This is a genomic window from Allobosea sp. P2_B12 (assembly GCF_056404835.1).
Window position 1 is genome coordinate 1 of record NZ_JBFUDG010000019.1, and the last position, 19,381, is coordinate 19,381.

At 67.2% G+C, this 19,381-nt stretch carries 22 protein-coding genes and 1 pseudogene; 12 read left to right on the forward strand and 11 right to left on the reverse strand.

Annotated features, from left to right (window positions below; genetic code table 11):
- Positions 1 to 193: integrase core domain-containing protein (locus AC1DYU_RS25510; RefSeq protein ID WP_476792396.1), on the forward strand; the 193-nt coding region annotated here is incomplete at its 5' end.
- 141 nt (positions 194 to 334) lie between these two features.
- Here the strand turns inward: AC1DYU_RS25510 and AC1DYU_RS25515 are convergent.
- The 4 genes and pseudogenes from AC1DYU_RS25515 to AC1DYU_RS25530 all read right to left on the reverse strand — a co-directional run.
- Positions 335 to 583: pseudogene (locus tag AC1DYU_RS25515) on the reverse strand (HNH endonuclease); the annotation flags it as partial.
- Positions 582 to 1,934 (reverse strand): GTPase HflX, encoded by a 1,353-nt coding sequence (gene hflX / locus AC1DYU_RS25520; protein WP_476794067.1) that lies wholly within the window; start codon positions 1,932 to 1,934, stop codon positions 582 to 584. The gene hflX and the pseudogene AC1DYU_RS25515, both read right to left, overlap by 2 nt.
- A 152-nt stretch (positions 1,935 to 2,086) precedes the next feature.
- Positions 2,087 to 2,740 carry a class I SAM-dependent methyltransferase gene (locus AC1DYU_RS25525; protein WP_476794094.1) on the reverse strand — a complete coding sequence of 218 codons (654 nt, stop codon included), beginning with the start codon at positions 2,738 to 2,740 and terminating at the stop codon, positions 2,087 to 2,089.
- Positions 2,741 to 2,745: 5 nt separating this feature from the next.
- Positions 2,746 to 3,900, reverse strand: a complete 1,155-nt coding sequence (locus AC1DYU_RS25530; RefSeq protein ID WP_476794068.1) for a glycosyltransferase family 4 protein — start codon at positions 3,898 to 3,900, stop codon at positions 2,746 to 2,748.
- 122 nt (positions 3,901 to 4,022) lie between these two features.
- On the opposite strand from AC1DYU_RS25530, the gene AC1DYU_RS25535 reads away from it, so the two are divergent.
- The gene (locus tag AC1DYU_RS25535; RefSeq protein ID WP_476794069.1) at positions 4,023 to 4,490 is read left to right on the forward strand and encodes a YybH family protein; all 468 of its coding nucleotides are present in this window, start codon (positions 4,023 to 4,025) and stop codon (positions 4,488 to 4,490) included.
- A 4-nt stretch (positions 4,491 to 4,494) separates the two neighbouring features.
- Here AC1DYU_RS25535 and AC1DYU_RS25540 read toward each other — a convergent pair whose 3' ends face one another.
- The 7 genes from AC1DYU_RS25540 to AC1DYU_RS25570 all read right to left on the reverse strand — a co-directional run bounded on the left by AC1DYU_RS25540 (position 4,495) and on the right by AC1DYU_RS25570 (position 9,403).
- Positions 4,495 to 5,889: a S8 family serine peptidase gene (locus AC1DYU_RS25540; RefSeq protein ID WP_476794070.1), complete on the reverse strand. Its 1,395-nt coding sequence runs from the start codon at positions 5,887 to 5,889 to the stop codon at positions 4,495 to 4,497.
- Between the two features lie 94 nt (positions 5,890 to 5,983).
- A complete protein-coding gene (locus AC1DYU_RS25545) occupies positions 5,984 to 6,676 on the reverse strand; it encodes a hypothetical protein (RefSeq protein ID WP_158483376.1) in 693 nt (230 codons plus the stop codon).
- A gap of 99 nt (positions 6,677 to 6,775) precedes the next feature.
- Positions 6,776 to 7,336 carry a sigma-70 family RNA polymerase sigma factor gene (locus AC1DYU_RS25550; RefSeq protein ID WP_158483377.1) on the reverse strand — a complete coding sequence of 187 codons (561 nt, stop codon included), beginning with the start codon at positions 7,334 to 7,336 and terminating at the stop codon, positions 6,776 to 6,778.
- Between the two features lie 418 nt (positions 7,337 to 7,754).
- Positions 7,755 to 8,081: a hypothetical protein gene (locus AC1DYU_RS25555; protein WP_476794071.1), complete on the reverse strand. Its 327-nt coding sequence runs from the start codon at positions 8,079 to 8,081 to the stop codon at positions 7,755 to 7,757.
- A gap of 230 nt (positions 8,082 to 8,311) precedes the next feature.
- Positions 8,312 to 8,692: a DUF6481 family protein gene (locus AC1DYU_RS25560; RefSeq protein WP_476794072.1), complete on the reverse strand. Its 381-nt coding sequence runs from the start codon at positions 8,690 to 8,692 to the stop codon at positions 8,312 to 8,314.
- Between the two features lie 84 nt (positions 8,693 to 8,776).
- Positions 8,777 to 9,040 carry a 30S ribosomal protein S21 gene (gene rpsU / locus AC1DYU_RS25565; protein ID WP_054143127.1) on the reverse strand — a complete coding sequence of 88 codons (264 nt, stop codon included), beginning with the start codon at positions 9,038 to 9,040 and terminating at the stop codon, positions 8,777 to 8,779.
- Between the two features lie 153 nt (positions 9,041 to 9,193).
- Positions 9,194 to 9,403, reverse strand: a complete 210-nt coding sequence (locus AC1DYU_RS25570) for a cold-shock protein (RefSeq protein WP_054143126.1) — start codon at positions 9,401 to 9,403, stop codon at positions 9,194 to 9,196.
- A 288-nt stretch (positions 9,404 to 9,691) separates the two neighbouring features.
- Between AC1DYU_RS25570 and proB the strand changes: the two genes are divergently transcribed.
- From proB to AC1DYU_RS25620, 10 genes are all read left to right on the forward strand, one after another.
- Entirely contained in the window at positions 9,692 to 10,819 is a 1,128-nt protein-coding gene (proB, locus tag AC1DYU_RS25575; protein WP_476794073.1) for a glutamate 5-kinase, read from the forward strand.
- Positions 10,820 to 10,987: 168 nt separating this feature from the next.
- On the forward strand, positions 10,988 to 12,271 hold the full coding sequence (locus tag AC1DYU_RS25580; protein WP_476794074.1) for a glutamate-5-semialdehyde dehydrogenase: 1,284 nt from the start codon (positions 10,988 to 10,990) through the stop codon (positions 12,269 to 12,271).
- Between the two features lie 47 nt (positions 12,272 to 12,318).
- Positions 12,319 to 12,930: a nicotinate-nucleotide adenylyltransferase gene (locus AC1DYU_RS25585; RefSeq protein ID WP_158483559.1), complete on the forward strand. Its 612-nt coding sequence runs from the start codon at positions 12,319 to 12,321 to the stop codon at positions 12,928 to 12,930.
- 124 nt (positions 12,931 to 13,054) lie between these two features.
- A complete protein-coding gene (gene rsfS / locus AC1DYU_RS25590) occupies positions 13,055 to 13,411 on the forward strand; it encodes a ribosome silencing factor (RefSeq protein WP_476794075.1) in 357 nt (118 codons plus the stop codon).
- Between the two features lie 15 nt (positions 13,412 to 13,426).
- Positions 13,427 to 13,906 carry a 23S rRNA (pseudouridine(1915)-N(3))-methyltransferase RlmH gene (gene rlmH, locus AC1DYU_RS25595; RefSeq protein WP_476794076.1) on the forward strand — a complete coding sequence of 160 codons (480 nt, stop codon included), beginning with the start codon at positions 13,427 to 13,429 and terminating at the stop codon, positions 13,904 to 13,906.
- 146 nt (positions 13,907 to 14,052) lie between these two features.
- Positions 14,053 to 15,279 carry a murein hydrolase activator EnvC family protein gene (locus AC1DYU_RS25600; RefSeq protein WP_476794077.1) on the forward strand — a complete coding sequence of 409 codons (1,227 nt, stop codon included), beginning with the start codon at positions 14,053 to 14,055 and terminating at the stop codon, positions 15,277 to 15,279.
- Complete coding sequence (locus AC1DYU_RS25605) at positions 15,279 to 16,607, forward strand: S41 family peptidase (RefSeq protein WP_476794078.1); 1,329 nt, start codon at positions 15,279 to 15,281, stop codon at positions 16,605 to 16,607. The genes AC1DYU_RS25600 and AC1DYU_RS25605 overlap by 1 nt, the downstream gene beginning before the upstream one ends.
- A 161-nt stretch (positions 16,608 to 16,768) precedes the next feature.
- Positions 16,769 to 17,986 (forward strand): divergent polysaccharide deacetylase family protein, encoded by a 1,218-nt coding sequence (locus AC1DYU_RS25610; protein ID WP_476794095.1) that lies wholly within the window; start codon positions 16,769 to 16,771, stop codon positions 17,984 to 17,986.
- Positions 17,983 to 18,507, forward strand: coding sequence for an RNA pyrophosphohydrolase (locus AC1DYU_RS25615; protein ID WP_476794079.1), 525 nt, complete (start codon positions 17,983 to 17,985; stop codon positions 18,505 to 18,507). Before AC1DYU_RS25610 ends, AC1DYU_RS25615 begins: the two co-directional genes overlap by 4 nt.
- Positions 18,508 to 18,534: 27 nt before the next feature.
- Entirely contained in the window at positions 18,535 to 19,290 is a 756-nt protein-coding gene (locus tag AC1DYU_RS25620) for a transporter substrate-binding domain-containing protein (protein WP_476794080.1), read from the forward strand.
- Positions 19,291 to 19,381: the final 91 nt, after the last annotated feature.

Consider the following 19,381-nt stretch of genomic DNA (forward strand, 5'->3'; position numbering starts at 1 on the left):
CTTCATCGAGTCCTTCAACGGCAAGTTCCGGGCCGAGTGCCTGAACACGCACTGGTTCATGAGCCTTGACGACGCCCGGGCAAAAATGGAGGCTTGGCGTAGAGACTACAACGAGGTCCGGCCACACAGCGCCATCGGCAACAAGCCGCCGATATCGCTGATGAACGGCTCTCCGGCGCCCCCGCCGGCATGAGCCCTAACCCCGGAAGATTCCAGCTCGCGCTGGCCCAAAATCGGGGAGCACGTCAATGATCGACGGACTCTCCCTCAGGACGGAGGAGAAATGGGTCTCAGGTCAGTTAGGGCGGATCGGAACGTCGCGTCCTTCTCCGGTCTATTGCTTGAAGCGATTCTCCCGATGCCATTGCAGGAAGTGCGGGCTAGGGCGCTCGTGCGGATTGGGCGGCGCGAATGCCCGTCCGGTCTTGTTCACGAAGCTGCGGATGCCGTCCGAGTCGTTGGCGTGGCGCGAGACAAGGATGTTGAGGTCGTCGGAGAGGGCGATCAAGCCCCGATCGAACATCCAGTGAGCCGTTCCAGAAAGCGCGATGCCGTTGCTGACGATGTCCGGACCGTTTGCCTCAGTGTGCGGCAAGGCTACGCCGCAGCCGTGTGATGGCGCCTGGCAAGCCGCGCACCTTCAGCACGCGGCCAGTCTCGTTGTGTTCCTCGGACAGGACTCGCGCGCTTTCGTACACCTCGCCAATCAGCCCTTGTTTCGCATAAGGCAGCACCAGTACGTCTTCCACCATCGACGCCTCGAAGAAGTCGACGATGGTGTCCCGCAACGCGCTCACATCCTCAGACGCGTGGGCGGACAGCAAGATCGCGTCCGGATGCTTGTCCATCAGGGCGGCGCGCCCGGCAGTGTCCACCAAGTCCAGCTTGTTGAGCACAAGGCGGGACGGCACCACATCCGCCCCGATCTCACGCAGCGCACTACGGCTGACCTCCAGCTGCGCTTCATAGGTCGGGTCCGACGCGTCGACCACAAACAGCAGCAGCGAAGCTTCCAGTGCCTCCGCCAGGGTGGAGCGGAACGAAGCGACCAGGTCGTGTGGCAGTTGCTTGATGAAGCCGACCGTGTCGGAGATGAGCACGCGGGGCCGGGTCTCCGGCTGTAAGATACGGACAGTGGTGTCGAGAGTGGCGAACAGCTTGTCCTCTACCAGCACTTGGCTTCCGGTGAGGGAACGCATCAACGAGGATTTGCCCGCATTGGTGTAGCCGACCAGCGCCACCCGCAACTGGTCGCGGCGGGCGGATCGACGCTGGTCGCCGTCGCGCTGCACCGCTTCCAGCTGGTCCTTCAGCTCTGAGATCCGGTCGCGTATCTTACGGCGATCGAGGTCCAGGGTGCTTTCGCCGGCACCCGGGCCCTGCTGACGCCCGCCGCCTGCCGAAGACTCCCGCATACGGGGGGCCACGTATTTCAGACGCGCCATCTCCACTTGCAGCCTCGCCTCGCGAGTGTTGGCATGGCGGTGGAAGATCTCGACGATGACGCCAGTGCGGTCCAGCACCTCGGCGCCGGTGGCGCGTTCCAGGTTGCGGATCTGGCTAGGCGAAAGCTCATGGTCGACGATGACGAACTCCGGCTTGCGGGTGGCATCCGGATCGGGCCGGACCGCGTCGACAGTCTCGGCTGCACCCTCAAACCGTTGCCGGGCCTTGGACTTCGGAGGCGGCGCCATCGAACTGACCACACCGGTGCCGCCGGTCAGCGCCGCCAGCTCCGCGAGCTTCCCGCTGCCCAGCAGCGACGCGGCGCCGGTGTTCTCGCGCTTCTGCGATACCGTGCCGACAACTTCATAGCCCAGGGTTTTCACCAGGCGCCCCAACTCATCGAGGCTGGCTTCGTGCGCGACATCAAGGATATCGGGCGTCTGGATGCCGACGAGGACAGCCAGTGGAATCGGGGCTTTAGTTTCCATGACGAGCTGATTAGCACGGACGCGCCGAAGCTTCGACACGCCGCGTTGGCGCTTGAGCCAACGCTGCGACGACCTCGGCAAGGCAGCAGCGTGGACCGAGGTGCCGGCCGACCTCCGCCTGATGCTGAGACCGGCTGAAGCCACAGCCTCGTCTATGGCTTCAGCCGCCAGACACAACTCTGCTTGATCTCGGCATCCTCCAGCGAGCGCGTCACCGGAACCTGATAGGACGCCAGCTGGTCGAGCTTGTCCTTCGGCAGGTAGCTGCGGCCGGGATCGCCGATCAGCACCTGCGTGCCCCGGCTTGAGAGCTGGCTCAGCCAGGCGATCACCTGCTCCGCCATCGTCCGCTCATAACAGACATCCCCTGCGCAGACGATGTCCCAGCCCTCGTCGCGGCCGACGAGATCGGCGAGGCGAACCGTGACCTGCACACCATTGGCGGCCGCGTTCAGCGCGATCGCCTCAGCCGCGAAAGCGTCGATGTCACAGGCTTCGACGGAAGCCGCACCGGCCTTCATTGCCGCGATGGCGACGAGCCCCGAACCGCTGGCGAAATCGAGCACGCGCAGCCCGCGCACGGTCTCTGGCGCATCGAGCAGGTAGCGCGCGAGCGCCTGCCCACCCGCCCAGGCGAAGGCCCAGAACGGCGGCGGCAGCCCGATCGTCGCCAGTTCGTCCTCGGTCTTCTGCCAGAGTTCGGTCGCCTCCTGCGCGACATGCACGCTGATCTCGGGCGCATGCGGCACTGGCAGAAGCTGGGTGTGCTCCAGGATAAAGCCGCGCCGGTCGAGTTCCGCGACCAGTCCGCTCACGCCGCGACATCCGTGGTCGGACGGCTGAGCATGGACCGGTACAAGCCTTTGACGGCGTTCATCACGTCGCGCTCGGTATGGCCGTCGATCAGCCGAGCCCTGGCGCTGGCGCCCATCCGCTCGGCCAGCGCCGGTGCGCGCGCAAAGACGATCAGCGCCCGCGCCAATGCCGCGGCATCGTCGACCGGAACCACCATGCCGTCCTGGCCGTCGCGCACGAAGCTGCGGCAGCCCGGTACGTCCGTCGTCAGGATCGGGCGTCCACAGGACGCCGCCTCCAGGATGGTGCGCGGCAGTCCCTCGCCGCCACGCGAGGGCAGGATGCAGAGATGATGGTTTCGCCAAACGCCCTCGATATCGCGCGTCGGCCCGGCCCAGGTGATGCCCGGCCGCGACGCCCACTGCTTCAGGGTATCCTCGGGGATTGCCTTGGGGTTGGACGGGTCGGGCGCGCCATGAATAGTCAGCTCGACCCGCGCGCCCTCGGCCCGCGCCAGCCTGATGGCCTCGACCGCGAGATCGACGCCCTTCGACCAGAGCATGCGCGCCACCAGCGCGACCTTGAGCGGCGGCGTCGCCGGCATCGGCTCCGGCATCAGGATCAGCGGATCGACACCGGCTCCGCCGACGATCGCGACCTTGGCCGTATCCGTGGGATCAAGCCCAAGCGTCACCGGATCGTCTGGATTCTCGAACAGGAATCGCACCTGCGGGCCGTCGACCGCGCCGCGCAGCCAGAGGGTCGCCGCCAGCCGCGCGGCCCCCGCGACAAAGCCCTGCCGCGCACCAAGGAAGCCCAGGCCCGTCAGCGCATAGACCCGCCGCTCGATGCCAGCGAGCCGGCCGGCGAGACCCGCAAGCGCGATCGGCTTCAGCGCGATGCAATGCAGGATATGCGGCCGCTCGGCCTCGATCAGCCGCCTCAGCGTCACGACCTGGCGATACAGCGCGCGCGGATCGAGGCTGCGGCGCTCCGCCTCCAGCGCGATCAGCCGCGCACCCGTCGCCTCGATGATGCGGCGATGCTGCCGTTCGCGCGCGATCACCGTGACCTCGAAATCGAGTTCGCGCGCGGCCCGCACCATCGGCAGGAAATGCGAGGCGAAGAACCAGTCTTCGGTCGCAACGAAAAGAAGTCTCGGGCGGGCCATGGCGCGACATCAGTCCGATGCGGCGCGGAAGGTCAAGCGGCCAACGCATGGAAACCCGCGCATACAGGCGTTGATCGACCGGGCCGCCGGCATGCTAGCCTCTCAGCTTCACGGAGGTAGGCATGGACGGATCATTGAAACTGCCGGCGGCGGAAGCGTTCCCGGCGGCCTTGGCGACGCTGCGCGAGGCGCTCGCCCATGTCGCCAATGGCGATGTCGGGCCGATCAAGGCGTTCTATTCCCACGCGGACGATGCGACCAGCATGTATGGCTGGGGCGGCTATGAGAAGGGCTGGGAGGATATTTCGCGGCGCTGGGACTGGGCGGCGCAGCAGTTCAGGGGCGGCACCGTCAGCCATGAGAACGTCACGACGATCGTCGGGACCGAACTCGCCTACACCACCGACATCGAGACCTTCGACGTGATCCTGCCCGGCACGGAGCAGCTGACGCAATGGACCAACCGCGTCACCCATGTCTTCCGCTTCGAGGAAGGCGGCTGGCGGCTGCTGCATCGCCACGCCAACCGGCTGGAGGGGCAGTACGAGCCGGCACAGCGCCTGGCCGGCAACGCCAAGGCGACGGCGTAGGCCCCTAGGGCCGTGAGGCGGTCAGCGGCAGGGCTCGCGCCAGCGCCGCGGCCGCATCGATGCGGCCCGCGCCATAGACCGGGTCCCGCCCCTTCGAGCCGAGATCGACCGCGCTTTCCGTCAGCAGCCGGCGGACGCCTTCGAGATCGAGGTCCGGACGCTTCTCCAGCACCAGTGCGACCAGCCCGGAGACATGAGCGGCGGCGATCGAAGTGCCCGACGAGAAGGCATAGCGCCCCTGCGGCTCGGCCGCGAGCACATCGACGCCCGGCGCGGCCACCGCGATATAGGACCCGCGATTGGCGCGCGGAAAGATCCTGTCGTCGGCATCGGTCGCCGTGACGGCGATCACGCTCGGGTCTGCCCCCGGGAAAAGCGGTGCGGCAGTGGGCCCGCCATTGCCGGCTGCGGCGACGGCGATCACGCCCTTCGCGGCAACCGCGGCGAGACCGCGCGAGAGCATGCGATCCTCCGGACCGGCGAAGCTGAGATTGATCACGCGGGCGCCCTGGCTGACCGCCCATTCGATCGCGGCCAGGATGTGCAGGCTGGTGCCGCTGGCCGAGGCCGAACTGGCGCGCCCCGAAAAGGCCCGTGCCACCAGGAGCCGCGAGGCCGGCGCGATGCCTTGCAGCTGGCCCTGCGCGACCATTGCCGCCGCCATGGCCGTGCCATGGGCGTGGGGGACGAACTCCTCGGACAGCGAATCGAAATGCCCGGCGATCGCGCCGCGCAACTCGGGATGGCCGATATCGACGCCTGAATCGATCACGGCGACCCGAATCGTCGCGCCGCGCGCCAGCTTGTGCACGTCGAGCAGGCGCAGTTTGTCGACAACATACTGCGTCGGCAGCTCGCGGCGTGGTACGGGTGTGGCTCTTGCCGCGGCCGGATCGGACAACCTGAGCGTCGGAACACCGCCCGAAGCCGTCGTGCTGACCGGCCGGGCCATCTCCTGCTGGAGTTCATAGAGGAAATTCGGCTGCGCCCCCGCGATGGCGATGTCATCGGCCATCTGCACCAGCACGGCGCGCAGGTCCCGCCCGGCCTCGAGCCGCGCCCGGATGATCGTGGTGCCGGCAAGCTCGACGCGGCGGCTGGTGATCAGGGTTGCTCCGTAGCGCCGCAGCACGGTCTCGGCCAGCGCGTTCGGAGCGAGTTCGAACAGGATCTCGTCGGGCACGAAGCGGGTCTCGCTCGCCGCGGGAACGACCGTGCGGGATGGACGTGGCGCAACCCGCATGGAACGATCAGCCTGCCCGACCGCAGGCGTACCGACTGTCGGCTGCTGCGCGAGCGCCGGCGCCGCGCCGAGAGCGAGCATGAGGGCAAGACTGCCAGCGCCGGCCAACCGCAGGACCGGGCCGGCGCGATGATGCTGAAGGCGGGGCAACGTCATGATGCGCTCTCCCGATGCACGCTGGTGCAGCCACGGAATATCAGAATGGCGCCGATCCGTCGCCGCGTCCATGGCTGTCACCGCGAATGTGGCCTCAGGGCGCCGGCGCGACGAATCTGACGATGGCCGCTTCCGATTTCATCCGCGCCGCGATCGCGTCGACCTGCGCTTGCGTCAGCGAGGCGTCACCGACGCGAACCTTGAAGAAGCCGTTGGCGCGGGGGCCATCGACCACGGAGGCGTCGAAGCGCTTGAAGAACGAGGCGATGTCGCCGGCCCTGGCATCCGAGGCGAAGCTCAGCAGCACATAGCGTTCGGAGGAGAGCGACGGAGCCGACGCCGTCTCGTAGCCGGTGGTTTCCCGCAAGGCGAAGCTGGTCAGTGCAAGGCCCTGGATCGCGATCAGGGCGCAGGCCGCAGCCCCCGCATAGGCAAGCCGACGCGGCGGCTGCGCGGCGAGCAGATTGCCGAGCCAGGCCAGGAAACCTCCACTGACAAAGCCGCCCTTGGCAGTCGCGAGAAGGCCGAGCTGGCGCGGCTCGGCATCCATGCCCGCCATCAGCCGGTCGAGGACACGCGGCGAGGGCGCGCCGAGGCTCTCATTGAGCAGCGTCGTCTCGGCCATGTCGTCACGGATGATGTCGAGTCGCTGGGCGAGCTCCGGATCAGCGGCCAGCGCCGTCTCGATACGGGCCTTGTCGGCCGCCGAGATCCGGCCATTGGCGTAGAACGGCAGAAGCTCCTCGAGCTCCGAGCGCTTCGGATCGGTCGCGATGGTGTCGGTCATGACTGAGCTCCCAAATCGCTCGCTGGCTGAAGACGGCTCGGTTGATGGCAAGAAGGCATCGGCAGATCGTGATGGTCCCGGTCCGGGGCCGGGCCGGCCTCAGGGCCAGCCCCGGTCGATACCGGCGGTTTTAAGCAGTTCGCCCAGCTTCTTGCGGGCATGAAACAGGCGTGTCTTGACGGTGTTCTCGGGAATGCCGACGATTTTCGCGACCTCCTCGACGGAACCTTCGTGATAATAGACGAGATCGATGACCTCGCGATGCTCTCGCGAAAGCTGGTTGAGGCAGGCGCGGATCGCGAGACCCTTGTCCTGCTTTTGCAGCACGATCTCCGGATCGTCGGCATCATCCTCGATGCTCTCGGCGAAGTCGTCGTCGAGAGCGGCGTCGCGGCGTTTGCGCAAGGCCGAATAGGACTTGTTGCGCGCGATGGTGAGCAGCCAGGTCGTGACCGAGGAACGTGCCTCGAAACGGTCGGCCTGACGCCACAGATCCATGAAGACGTCACCGGTCACATCCTCCGCCATCGTCTCGTCGCGCAAGAGGCGCAGCGCGAAACGATAGACTCGCGTTTGATGCCGCGAAAACAGCACCTTCATTGCGAGCCGGTCCGCGCTAGCGATCCGCTTGACGAGTTCTTCGTCCGATTCCGTATGCATTGCCCTCGAGGCCTGACATCCGGCTCGCAAGGGTTGGTCGCGGCGAGCAAGGAAATGGTTCAATCGGCGGAGAGATTAATCGGGCCGCCGCAATTCTCCATAGGTAATCGACAGCCGTGGTCAACCGGAAGTGACGTAGCGTGCGTGGGAATGTGCGGTTCCGCGAAGCGTGCGCGACGGAAAGGGCTTGAATCAGCCGTTTCAAGCCGGATTCAGGCCAACCAGCCGACAGCCAGGCGTCGCGCGACATCCGCAAGGATCGTGCGCGTGTTCCCGCCGCACGCGAGGATGTGGCGACAACGACATGGTTTTGAGGAGGAGGGATCGCCAGCGGCGAGAGCCACGCGGAAAAAGCGGCCGCGCATGGCAGTTGGGCAGGTGACTGGCCGCCCACAGTTCGATGCGGGAGCCGGGACGCTCAGGCGACCGGCTTCTTCGCCTTGGCCTTCGCAGCCTTCTTGACCGCAGCGGCGGTCTTTGCCGTCTTGGCCGCGGCTTTCGCCTCGGCGATCTCGGCCTTGGCGCGGGCCTGCTCGGCTGCGACGATGGCCGCGGTCTCCGCGTCAGCCGATTCCTTGGCGAGGCGCAGCGCCTTCAGGCGCACGGTCTTCTGCAGCACGGCATCACGCTCGAACTGCTCGGCTTCCATCGCGCGCGAGGCTTCCTGCTTGCGCGCATCGGCCTTGTCGAAGGCGAGCTGGGCGCGACGCTTGATCTCGTCGGCGGAGAGTCCTCGCGTCGCCATGGCGGCTCGCTCCGGATTTGCGGCGGGAGGTGGGTTCACGGTCCAGGCCGAACAGCCCGGAGCGACCCAGCTCCTCAAGGGAGACGTGTCACGCCAGCCACGACACACGCCTCACGGGGCATCTGCCTGGGCCGGAATCATCGACTGCAGAGCATCCTGCAGCCAAAGGCGTGCATGCGAAACCCCGTCAGCGGAACGCCGGGAACGATCGTGCCCGGCGTCGAAATTGTCTAGCGGCGACCGCCCTTGCCGGCAGCGCGCATCTGCGCGTACTGCACGGCCTCAAGCAGAACCTTGCGCGGGCGCTCGGCGTCGCGCTTGGCCTGTTCGGCCTTGCGGGCGACCTCACGCGCGATTTCGGCGATACGCTCTTCCTCTACGAGGCGCAGGCGCTCGATCTCATCGAGGCGTTCCTGCTCGACGCGGGCAGCGGCCTTCTCGGCCTCGCGCTCGGCGCGGGCAACCGCGACGGCTTCGCGTTCCGCGCGTCGCTGCTGCATGATCGGGTCATCCGGACCGGGCCGTGCCTTGAAACGCTCGAGGAGCGCCTTCTTGGCGGCCGCGGAATTGGCCTGACGATCAGTGAAGCTGCGGTCGGTCGGGTTCTTCAAGGCTGGCCTTCTCTCGGGTTGTCACGGGCGCTTTGCGGCCCGCGAGGGCGCAATAATCCAAAATGCGCCCGAATGGTATTGAAATCAGCGCGGCGCAGGTGCGCTTCCAGCGCGGACCGGCTTCGGCTTGGGCTTCGGCGCGGCGATCAGGCCTTCGCGCTGCATCTGCTTGCGGGCGACCTTGCGGGCGCGGCGGATGGCATCGGCCTTCTCACGGACGCGCTTCTCGGACGGCTTCTCATAAGCCGAACGGCGCTTCATCTCGCGAAACACGCCTTCGCGCTGCATCTTCTTCTTCAGGACCCGGAGGGCCTGGTCGACATTGTTGTCGCGAACGAGAACCTGCATGTCTCACTCCTGCGGTTGGAGGATGAAAAAAGGGCCGGGCATTGGTCCCCGACCCTTCGTCATGCCGCATCATCTAGGCTTGGAAATGGCGGGCGCCAGTACATCCGTGGTCGCCCTTCCTGATCTCCTGGCCCGCTGACGCGGCTTGTCGTCTCACTCGGCGCGAAGCTGATCGGCCGACATCTTGCCCGAGCGCTTGTCCTGCGTCAGCTCATAGGAGATCTTCTGACCTTCCCTGAGATCGCGCATGCCGGCGCGCTCGACGGCGCTGATGTGGACGAACACGTCCTGGCCGCCATCATCCGGCTGGATGAAACCGAAACCCTTGGTAGAATTGAACCACTTAACTGTGCCGGCGCTCATGACGAACCCTTTCTCAGCATATGTTGAAGCACGTGAAAGAACTCACGTGCCGATTTTTCGAATTTGAGCAGGAAGGTCGTCAGCAGGCGCATTCTCATGCGCGGGGCCACGTCGTTCGGCCTAAATATCGACTGGGCTCATATGGGCGCTTGAAACCTCATTGTCAATGCAACTGTCGCGCGAATGCGCTGATCGCGTGCCCTCCCCCCGGTCCAGGCGCTTTACAACGGCGCACTTTTCGCCAACAGGCAGCTTATACCTATCATCAACCCCGACCGGTTCCTTCCCGTGCAGACGCCGTCGCTGAACCAGTTCCGCCGCATCGTCGTCAAGGTCGGGTCGAGCCTGCTCGTCGATCGCGACCGCGGCCGCCTGCGCCAGGCCTGGCTTGCGGCACTCGCCGAGGACATCGCCGAACTGCATCAGCGCGGCGCCGATGTGCTGGTCGTGTCCTCGGGCGCGATCGCGCTCGGCCGAACCGTTCTGGGACTGCCTTCGGGTGCGCTGCGCCTCGAGGAAAGCCAGGCCGCCGCCGCCGTCGGCCAGATCGCTCTGGCGCGAACCTGGTCCGAGGCGCTCGGCGCCCATGGCCTGACGGCCGGCCAGATCCTGCTGACGCTGGCCGACACCGAGGAGCGCCGGCGCTATCTGAATGCGCGCGCCACGCTCGGACGCCTGCTCGACCTGCGCGCCATTCCCGTCATCAACGAGAACGACACCGTCGCCACCACCGAGATCCGCTATGGCGACAATGATCGCCTCGCGGCCCGCGTCGCCACCATGGCCGGCGCCGATCTGCTGGTGCTGTTCTCCGATATCGACGGTCTCTATACCGCCCCGCCCGCCACCGACCCCGATGCCCGGCACATCCCGCTGGTCGAGCGCATCACGCCGGAGATCGACGCGATGGCCGGCGGCGCGGCTTCCGAGCTGTCGCGTGGCGGCATGCGCACCAAGATCGAGGCCGGCAAGATCGCAGCCGCCGGCGGCACCCATATGCTGATCGCCGACGGACGGCCGAAGAACCCGCTCGAGGCGATCGTTGCCGGCGCGCGTTGTACCTGGTTCCTCACGGCCTCGACCCCCGCGACCGCGCGCAAGACCTGGATCGCCGGCTCGCTCGAACCGCGCGGCACGCTACATGTCGACGCCGGCGCGGCGCGCGCGCTGCGCGGCGGCGCCAGCCTGCTGCCGGTCGGCGTCAGCCGCATCGAGGGTGAGTTCGCCCGTGGCGACGCCGTGCTGATCCGCGATGCCGAAGGCGGCGTGCTCGGGCGCGGGCTCGTCGCCTATGATGCAAGCGAGGCTGCGCTCGTGCTCGGCAAGGCGTCGCGCGACATCGAGGCGATCCTGGGCTATGCCGGCCGTGCCGAGATGATCCATCGGGACGACATGGCGCTCGGCGTCGAAATCTGAATCCGTCTCTCATCAAAGAGTTAGAACATGATGTCGTCCGAAAACCGGTTCCCACTTTTCGGCATCATGTTCTAGGGTTGCACCGCAATGGCTTTTGGCAGGGTGGAAATGACGAGCGAAAACGCTCTCCGCGTGGTCGCAAACGGCGGCGCGGCCCGGAACGGCGGGATGACGGGCAAAGACGATGCGACAGGCGACGTCGCAGCGCAGATGCTGGCGCTCGGCCGGCGTGCCCGTGCCGCTGCGCGCCGCATTGCCCTCACCCCCGATAGCCAGCGCAACGCAGCATTGCGGGCCATGGCCGCCGCGCTGCGTGAACGCGCCGCACCGATCCTCGCCGCCAATGCGCAGGATTTGGCCGAAGCGCGGGCCAATGGCCAGAATGCCGCCTTCATCGACCGCCTGCTGCTCGACGCCGGCCGGCTCAACGGCGTCGCGGAGGCCGTCGCCGGCGTCGCCGATCTGGCCGACCCGCTCGGCAAAGTGCTCGCCTCCTGGACGCAGCCCAACGGCCTGCACTTCGAGCGCGTCGCCACCCCGCTCGGCGTCATCGCGGTGATCTTCGAGAGCCGCCCGAATGTCACGGCTGATGCCGGCGCGCTCTGTCTCAAGAGCGGCAACGCCGCGATCCTGCGCGCCGGCTCCGACAGCTTCCGCACCGCGACTGAGATCGCCGTCGCCCTGCGCCAGGGCCTGGAGGCCGCCGGCCTGCCCGGCGACGCGATCCAGCTCGTCCCGACGCGGGATCGCTCCGCTGTCGGTGAGATCCTGAAAGGCCTCGACGGCACCGTCGATGTCGTCGTGCCGCGCGGCGGCAAGAGCCTGGTTGCCCGCGTCCAGAGCGATGCCCGCGTGCCGGTCTTCGCCCATCTCGACGGCAACTGCCATGTCTATGTCCACACCGCAGCCGATCTCGCCATGGCCCGCGAGATCGTCCTCAACGCCAAGCTCAGGCGTATTGGCGTCTGTGGCGCCGCCGAGACGCTGCTGGTCGACGAGGCCTGTGCCGCGACGCATCTGCCGCCGCTCGTCGCGGCGCTGCTCGATGCCGGCTGCGCGGTGCGCGGCGACGCCGCGACGCAAGCGCTCGATGCACGCGTGACGCCCGCGACCGAGGCCGACTGGGCGACTGAATATCTCGACCGCATCATCGCGGCGAAGGTCGTCGCCGGGCTCGATGCCGCGATCGAGCATGTCGAGCGCTACGGCTCGCACCATACCGACGCGATCGTCACCGACGACGCAGCCGCTGCCGCGCGCTTCCTGGCGGAGGTAGACTCGGCGATCGTGCTGCACAACGCCTCGACGCAATTCGCCGATGGCGGCGAATTCGGCTTCGGCGCCGAGATCGGCATCGCCACGGGCCGCATGCATGCGCGCGGGCCGGTCGGCGTCGAGCAGCTCTGCTCCTTCAAATACCGCGTCCATGGCAGCGGCCAGATCCGGCCGTGACCAAAGATACGGTGACCCATGATAGCGAGGCGACGCGCCCTCTTTCCGTGACCAACGAGCACCTGCGTCTGCCGCCGCATGCACCGGGCCTGCGCATCGGCCTGTTCGGCGGCACCTTCAACCCCGCCCATGACGGCCACCGCATGGCGAGCCTGACGGCGCTGCGCCGGCTCCAGCTCGACCGGGTCTGGTGGCTGGTGACGCCCGGCAATCCGCTGAAGGACAACGCCGCCCTGCCAGCGCTGGCGCAACGGGTGCGTTTCAGCCGCAAGCTCGCCGACCATTCGCGCATCCATGTCACGGGCATCGAGGCGATGCTGCGCACCCGCTACACCGCCGACACCCTGCGTGCGCTGAAGCGGCGCTGTCCCGGCGTCAATTTCGTCTGGATCATGGGTTCGGACAATCTCAAGAATTTTCACCGCTGGAACGAATGGCGCGCCATCGCCCGGATGATGCCGATCGCGGTGATCGACCGGCCGGGCTCGACCCACTCATCCGTCGCCTCGCCGGCCGCCAACTGGTTGTCGCGCTGGCGGATTTCCGAGAGCCAGGGAGCCGCGCTCGCCGATGCGAAGGCACCGGCCTGGATCTTCCTGCATGGCCGCCGCTCGGAGCTGTCTTCGACAATGTTGCGCGAACAGGCGCAGCACGATTGAATTTTGGCCCGATCCGGCGTATTTTTACCGGGTCGCGCCCTGAGCGCGTCGGACATGTGAGGATACGGAACTGAACCGTTCAACCCTTGGCGAAGCCGAGCCCAAGCCGCTTCCCCAGGCCGCTGTGCCGGAGAACCCCTCCGCCGATAGCGTAGCCCTCGCGCTGCACGTTCTCGAAGACATGAAGGCCGAAGACATCACTGTCATCGACCTGGTTGGCAAGACCTCCCTGGCGGACGCGATGATCATCGCGACGGGCCGGGTGAATCGGCATGTCGCCTCCATCGCCGATTCGCTGGTCGAGGCGCTCAAGGCGTCGGGCCTGCAGACCCCGAAAGTCGAGGGCATGCCTGCTTGCGACTGGGTGTTGATCGACACCGGTGACATCATCGTCCACATCTTCCGCCCGGAAGTGCGCCAGTTCTACAATCTCGAGAAGATGTGGGGCGCCGACCGGCCCAATGAGCGCCTCGTCAGCTAACGCTGATCGCGCGCAATGCGCCTGGCTTTGATCGCCGTCGGCCGTCTCAAGGACGGGCCGGAGCGGGAACTCTGCGAGCGCTATCGCGAGCGCGCCGCTACGCTGGGGCGCGGGCTCGGGCTGAGCGGCCCCGAGATCATCGAGCTCCCCGAAAGCCGCGGCCGCAGGCCCGACGAACGCAAGCGCGACGAGGCCGCGGCCATTACGGCAAAGCTTGTGCCGGGTCTCGTGATCGCGCTCGACGAGCGCGGCAGAAGCCAGGACAGCGAGGCCTTCTCGGCCCGCATCGCTGCCGCCCGGGACGCTGGCACGGCTTGCACCAACCTCGTCATCGGCGGCGCCGACGGGCTCGCCGACGAAATCCGCGACGCGGCCGGGCTGACGCTCGCCTTCGGTGCGCTGACCATCCCGCACCAGATCGTGCGGGTGCTCGTGCTCGAGCAGCTCTATCGGACGATGACGATCCTGGCCGGACACCCTTATCATCGCTCATGAGCCAGTTCCGGCCCCTGATTCGCGGCAAGACCTCAGCAGAGACGTTGGCCCGCCGGCTTCTCCTTGTCCTGATCTTGTCCTTCACCTGCTCTCCTGCATCGGCCCAGTCCCAGGCGCCCGACCCCGACGCACTGTCTCGCGAGGCGATGCAGAAGCTCGTTGAGAAGCAGGCCCGCGAGGCCGAACTGAAGGCGATCGAGCAGCGTCTGGCGGGGAATGCCGAGGCGCGCGCAAAGCTGGAGGCCGAGATCGCCGGCATCCGCGCCGACCGCGCCGCGCTCAACAAGGCCCTGCTCGACACCACCGCCCGGACGCAAGCCGCCGAGCAGCGCGTCAGTGCCCTCGAACAGCGCCTCGCGCTTCTGCAATCGAGCGAAGCGGCCATCCGTCGCTCCCTCGACGGCCGGCGCGGCCTGATCGGCGAGGTGCTGGCCGCCCTGCAGCGCATCGGCCGCCGCCCGCCGCCGGCCGTGCTGGTACGCCCCGAGGATATTCTCGAAGCGGTGCGGGCCTCGATGCTGCTCGGTGCTGTGGTTCCCGATCTGCGCCAGGAGATCGAGGTGCTCGGCACCGATCTCGGCGAACTCGTCCGCCTGCGCGAGAGCATCGGCAAGGAGCGCAGGGCCATCGCGACCGAGATGGAGCAACTCGCCGGCGAACGCCAACGACTCGCCTCCCTGGTCGAGGCAAGGCGCGACCGGGAGACCAGCGCGACCAAGGATGCCGAAACCCAGCGCGGCCAGGACAGTGCACTCGCCGCCCAGGCCCGCAGCCTGCGCGATTTCGTCGAGCGGATGGAGAAGGAAATCTCGGTCGCCAACCGTGCAGCCGACGCCGCCCGCCAGTCCCTCGAAGCCGAGACCCGCGAGCAGCGCCAGCGCATGGCGGCACTCGCCTTCAAGGATCCGGCGCGGCTCGCCCCGAAGATCGCCTTCACGGAAGCCAGGGGCCTGCTGCCGCTGCCTGTGGCAGGATCACAATTGCGTGGCTTCGGCGATTCGGACGGGGCCGGTGGCTCCACCCGCGGAATTTCCATGGAGACGCGGCCGGGCGCCCTAGTTTCGGCGCCTTCGGACGCTTGGGTGGTTTATGCAGGGCCGTTCCGTTCCTTCGGCCAACTCTTGATCCTGAATGCCGGCGGGGGGTATTATCTGTTGCTAGCCGGCATGCAGCGGATCGATGTCGCGCTGAACCAGTTCGTCCTCGCGGGAGAACCGGTTGCGGTTATGGGCGAAACGTCCGAAGCTGCTGCAACGATCATAGGTTCGGGAACCGGCCAGCCGGTTCTGTATATCGAGTTCAGAAAAGACGGCGTCTCGGTCGATCCGGGGCCGTGGTGGACGAAACCGCTTGGCGAAAAGGTTCGCGGATGATGCGCAAGGTCTCTCTCGTTTTCGCCGGAGCCGTTCTCGGCGCGGGCCTGACCGGCATGGTCACGCAGACGCGCCTGCTGACCTCCACCAGCGCGGTCGCGGCCTCGGCCGAGGTTTATCGCAGCCTGAACCTGTTCGGTGACATCTTCGAGAAGATCCGCACCGACTATGTCGAGAAGCCCGACGAGCAGAAGCTGATCGAGGCCGCCATCAACGGCATGGTCTCCTCGCTCGATCCGCATTCCTCCTATCTCGATGCCAAGTCCTTCCGCGACATGGACACCGACATGCGTGGCCAGTTCGGCGGCCTCGGCATCGAGGTCACGATGGATGACGGCGTCCTCAAGGTCGCCAAGCCGATCCGCGACACGCCCGCCTCCAAGGCCGGTATCCTGACCAACGACATCATCAGCCAGATCGACGGCCAGGAGGTGAAGGGCCTCTCCCTGACCCAGGCGGTCGAGAAGATGCGCGGCATCATCAACACCCAGGTCAAGCTCAAGATCGACCGCCCGGGCAAGCCCGAGCCGCTCGAATTCACCTTGACCCGCACCACGATCGTCGTGCCGGCGGTTGAGGAGCGCGTCGAAGGCGATGTCGGCTATGTCCGCATCGGCACCTTCAGCGAGCAGACCTATGAGGGCCTGCGCAAGGGCATCGACAAGGTCAACGCCGATATCGGCATCGACAAGATCAAGGGCTACGTCATCGATCTCCGCAACAACCGCGGCGGCCGTCTCGACCAGTCCGTGCTGGTCTCCGACGCCTTCCTCGAACGCGGCAAGATCGTCTCGACGCGCGGCCGCAATGCCGAGGAGACACAGGTCTTCAACGCCAAGGCGGGCGACCTGACCAAGGGCAAGCCGGTCGTGGTGTTGATCAACGGCTCGTCGGCCTCTGCCGCGGAGATCGTCGCCGGCGCCCTGCAGGACCACAAGCGCGCGACCATCATGGGCACGCGCTCCTTCGGCAAGGGCTCGGTCCAGACCGTGATCCCGCTCGCCGGCAATGGTGGCCTGCGCCTGACAACGGCGCGCTACTACACGCCGTCGGGCTCGTCGATCCAGGCCAAGGGCATCACGCCCGACGTCGAGGTCGTCCAGGACATCCCGCCCGAGCTCAAGGACAAGCTCGCCGAGAACAAGGGCGAGGCCTCGCTCAAGGGGCACCTCAAGACGGGCGACGGCAAGGACGAACAGTCGGGCTCGGGCTCCTATGTCCCCAGCGATCCGGCCAAGGACACCCAGTTGATCGCGGCGCTGAACCAGATCCGCGGCGTCAAGAAGGACGCCGCCGCGCCCGCGACCGAAGCGCCGAAGCCGAACTGAGCCCAGACCTGGCTGAAGTCTGCCGTTTGACGGGCAGGCGAAGAGCAACGGCGACACCGCAGCGAACTCTGTCTGATTCCATCCAAATCTGGCAGAGTCTCGCTTTGCGGCCACTGATTCGGGTCCGCTTCGCAAGCTGAGGACAGCTTCGCTTGGCCGAAATGCCGCTCACTGAGCTCAACCGGCCGCTGGGCCAGGATCGTGCCGCGCCCCCTGGCAAGCCATGGGGCCGCTGGCTCGCCCTGTCGCTTGCAGGCGTGGTCGGTCTGGTTTGGGCATCGATCGCCCTGATTGTCGCCATTCGCCGCGATCCCGATGGCGGCGAACCGATGGTGATCGCCCAGATCGAGAAGCGCGCCGCCCCAGTCCAGTCCGCGCCGACGACCTCCCAGCCAGGCACGGCCCAACCCGACACGATGCAGGTTGCGCGCAGCCAGTCGAGCGCCCGGCAGCTCGAAAACGAATCCGGCGTCAATGTCGTGCGGCCCGGCGCAGAGGCGCCGGGCGCCATCGTCATCACCATCCCCGACAGCGAAGCCACGGTCAGGCTGGCGCCGGCCCCCGACAGCCGGCTGGTCGAGCGCACCCGCTACGGGCTGCTGCCCAAGATCGGCCCCGACGGATCGACGCCGGCGCAAATCTATGCCCGCCCGGCCGGTCCCGCACCCGCCGGCAAGATCGCAGGGCGCATCGCCATCCTGGTCGGCGGCCTCGGCATCAGCCAGAGCGGCACCGCGGATGCGATCACGCGGCTTCCCGGCGCCGTGTCGCTCGCCTTCGCCCCTTATGGCGCCGAGCTGGAACGTACGGTTCAGCGCGCGCGCGGCGAAGGCCACGAGGTCTTCCTCCAGCTGCCGATGGAGCCGTTCGATTATCCCGACAACGATCCAGGCCCCCATACCCTGCTGACCGGCCCGAAATCGGCAGAGAATATCGACCGTCTGAACTGGGCGCTCGGCCGGTTCACCGGCTATGTCGGCATCGTCAATTTCCTCGGCGGACGCCTGACCTCCGACGAGGCCGCGCTCTCCCCGATCCTGCGCGAACTCGCCGGCCGCGGGCTGATGGTGGTCGATGATGGCTCGTCCTCGCGCAGCCTGCTCGCTTCGTCGGCCAGCCGCGCGCAAATCCCGGCGATGAAGGTCGATCGCGTCCTCGATAGCGTCGCCCGCCCCGACGCCATCGACAAGGAATTGGCGACGCTGGAGGCCATGGCGCGCGAGCAGGGCGTGGCGGTGGCGAGCGCCAGCGCCCTGCCGGTCTCGATCGAGCGGATCACGCGCTGGGCGCAGTCGCTCGAGGGCAAGGGCCTGGCGCTCGTGCCGATGAGCGCGGCGCGCGGCCTGCGCAGCCCGAAAACCACCGGATCGCTACGATGACCAGAACGCTGATGACCGACATGGCGCCGGAGGGCTACCGCCCCTGCGTCGGGCTGGCGCTGTTCAATGCGCAGGGCCTCGTCTTCATCGGCCGGCGCGCCAACAAATCCCAGCGCGAGCATGTCGACGATCAGCACACATGGCAGATGCCGCAGGGCGGCATCGACAAGGGCGAGACGCCCCTCCAGGCCGCCACGCGCGAGCTGCAGGAGGAAACCAACGTCACCTCCGTTACCCTGCTGGCAGAGGCACCGGGCTGGCTCGCCTATGATTTGCCCGATGATATCGGCAAGGAGGCCTGGAAGGGCCGCTGGCGCGGGCAGGCGCAGAAATGGTTCGCCTTACGCCTGACCGGTCCCGACAGCGAGATCGACATCGAAACGCCGGCCGGCGGTCACAAGGCCGAATTCGACGCCTGGCGCTGGGAACGCCTCGACGCGACGCCATCGCTGATCATCCCGTTCAAACAGAGTGTCTATCGCGAAGTGGCGGCACTGTTTGCCCCCTTCGCCGCAGCCTGATCAGGGCGCGCCACCAGGGAAGCCGATATGCGGTTTGAAGACGATCTCGAACCGGTCTCGCCGGCCCTGCGCGAGCGCCTCGCGCCCGGCGGAACGCTGCGTGCCGGCATCAACCTCTCGAACTTCCTGCTGGTATCCGACCGCACGCCCGATGGCGGCCCCGCCGGTGTCTCGCCCGACATGGCCCGCGCGATCGCCGACCATCTCGGCGTGGGCTTGCGTCTCGTACCTTATGCCTCCCCCGCCCTCCTCGCCGATGCGGCGGGGCGCGATGAATGGGATATCGGCCTGATCGGCGCCGAACCACAGCGTGCGCAAACCATTGCCTTCACGCCGGCCTATGCCGAGATCGAGGCGACCTATCTCGTGCCGGCCGGTTCTGCGCTGACCAGCATCGCCGAGGTCGATGCGGCCGGCATCCGGATCGCGGTCACGGGCAAGACGGCCTATGGCCTCTGGCTCGACCGCAACATTCGCCATGCCGAGCTTGTCCGCACAGCCACGATGGACGAGACGCTGGCAGATTTCAGCGACAGGAGCTTGGAGGCGCTCGCCGGTCTGCGCGCAAGACTTATCTCCGATGTCGCGCAGTTGCCCGGTGCCCGCATCCTCGATGGCCGCTTCATGACCGTGCAGCAGGCCATCGGCATCGCCCGGAACGGCGACGCGCAGACCGATGCGGCCATCGCCTGGCTGACCCGCTTCGTCGAGACGGCGAAGACCTCCGGCCTCGTTGCCGGATTGATCGCTAGGCATGGCGTCGAAGGCCTCAGCGTCGCCTGAGCAGCGCGACGGGGTTGATTCCCGCCGCCCGCCGGACCACCCTTCCGCCAACCGACCTGGAACCGGCGTCCGCCCGACGGGTTGCCGCAGC

What these genes read in the sequence shown, in the direction of transcription:
- AC1DYU_RS25535 (WP_476794069.1), top strand. Translation starts at nt 4,023, where the DNA reads ATGGACGGATCATTGAAACTGCCGGCGGCGGAAGCGTTCCCGGCGGCC.
- AC1DYU_RS25605 (WP_476794078.1), top strand. Translation starts at nt 15,279, where the DNA reads ATGCGCAAGGTCTCTCTCGTTTTCGCCGGAGCCGTTCTCGGCGCGGGC.
- AC1DYU_RS25555 (WP_476794071.1), bottom strand. Translation starts at nt 8,081, where the DNA reads ATGGCGACGCGAGGACTCTCCGCCGACGAGATCAAGCGTCGCGCCCAG.
- AC1DYU_RS25600 (WP_476794077.1), top strand. Translation starts at nt 14,053, where the DNA reads ATGCAGAAGCTCGTTGAGAAGCAGGCCCGCGAGGCCGAACTGAAGGCG.
- AC1DYU_RS25620 (WP_476794080.1), top strand. Translation starts at nt 18,535, where the DNA reads ATGCGGTTTGAAGACGATCTCGAACCGGTCTCGCCGGCCCTGCGCGAG.
- AC1DYU_RS25545 (WP_158483376.1), bottom strand. Translation starts at nt 6,676, where the DNA reads ATGACCGACACCATCGCGACCGATCCGAAGCGCTCGGAGCTCGAGGAG.
- rpsU (WP_054143127.1), bottom strand. Translation starts at nt 9,040, where the DNA reads ATGCAGGTTCTCGTTCGCGACAACAATGTCGACCAGGCCCTCCGGGTC.
- AC1DYU_RS25580 (WP_476794074.1), top strand. Translation starts at nt 10,988, where the DNA reads ATGACGGGCAAAGACGATGCGACAGGCGACGTCGCAGCGCAGATGCTG.
- AC1DYU_RS25550 (WP_158483377.1), bottom strand. Translation starts at nt 7,336, where the DNA reads ATGCATACGGAATCGGACGAAGAACTCGTCAAGCGGATCGCTAGCGCG.
- AC1DYU_RS25615 (WP_476794079.1), top strand. Translation starts at nt 17,983, where the DNA reads ATGACCAGAACGCTGATGACCGACATGGCGCCGGAGGGCTACCGCCCC.
- AC1DYU_RS25530 (WP_476794068.1), bottom strand. Translation starts at nt 3,900, where the DNA reads ATGGCCCGCCCGAGACTTCTTTTCGTTGCGACCGAAGACTGGTTCTTC.
- AC1DYU_RS25570 (WP_054143126.1), bottom strand. Translation starts at nt 9,403, where the DNA reads ATGAGCGCCGGCACAGTTAAGTGGTTCAATTCTACCAAGGGTTTCGGT.
- hflX (WP_476794067.1), bottom strand. Translation starts at nt 1,934, where the DNA reads ATGGAAACTAAAGCCCCGATTCCACTGGCTGTCCTCGTCGGCATCCAG.
- rlmH (WP_476794076.1), top strand. Translation starts at nt 13,427, where the DNA reads ATGCGCCTGGCTTTGATCGCCGTCGGCCGTCTCAAGGACGGGCCGGAG.
- AC1DYU_RS25610 (WP_476794095.1), top strand. Translation starts at nt 16,769, where the DNA reads ATGCCGCTCACTGAGCTCAACCGGCCGCTGGGCCAGGATCGTGCCGCG.
- AC1DYU_RS25540 (WP_476794070.1), bottom strand. Translation starts at nt 5,889, where the DNA reads ATGACGTTGCCCCGCCTTCAGCATCATCGCGCCGGCCCGGTCCTGCGG.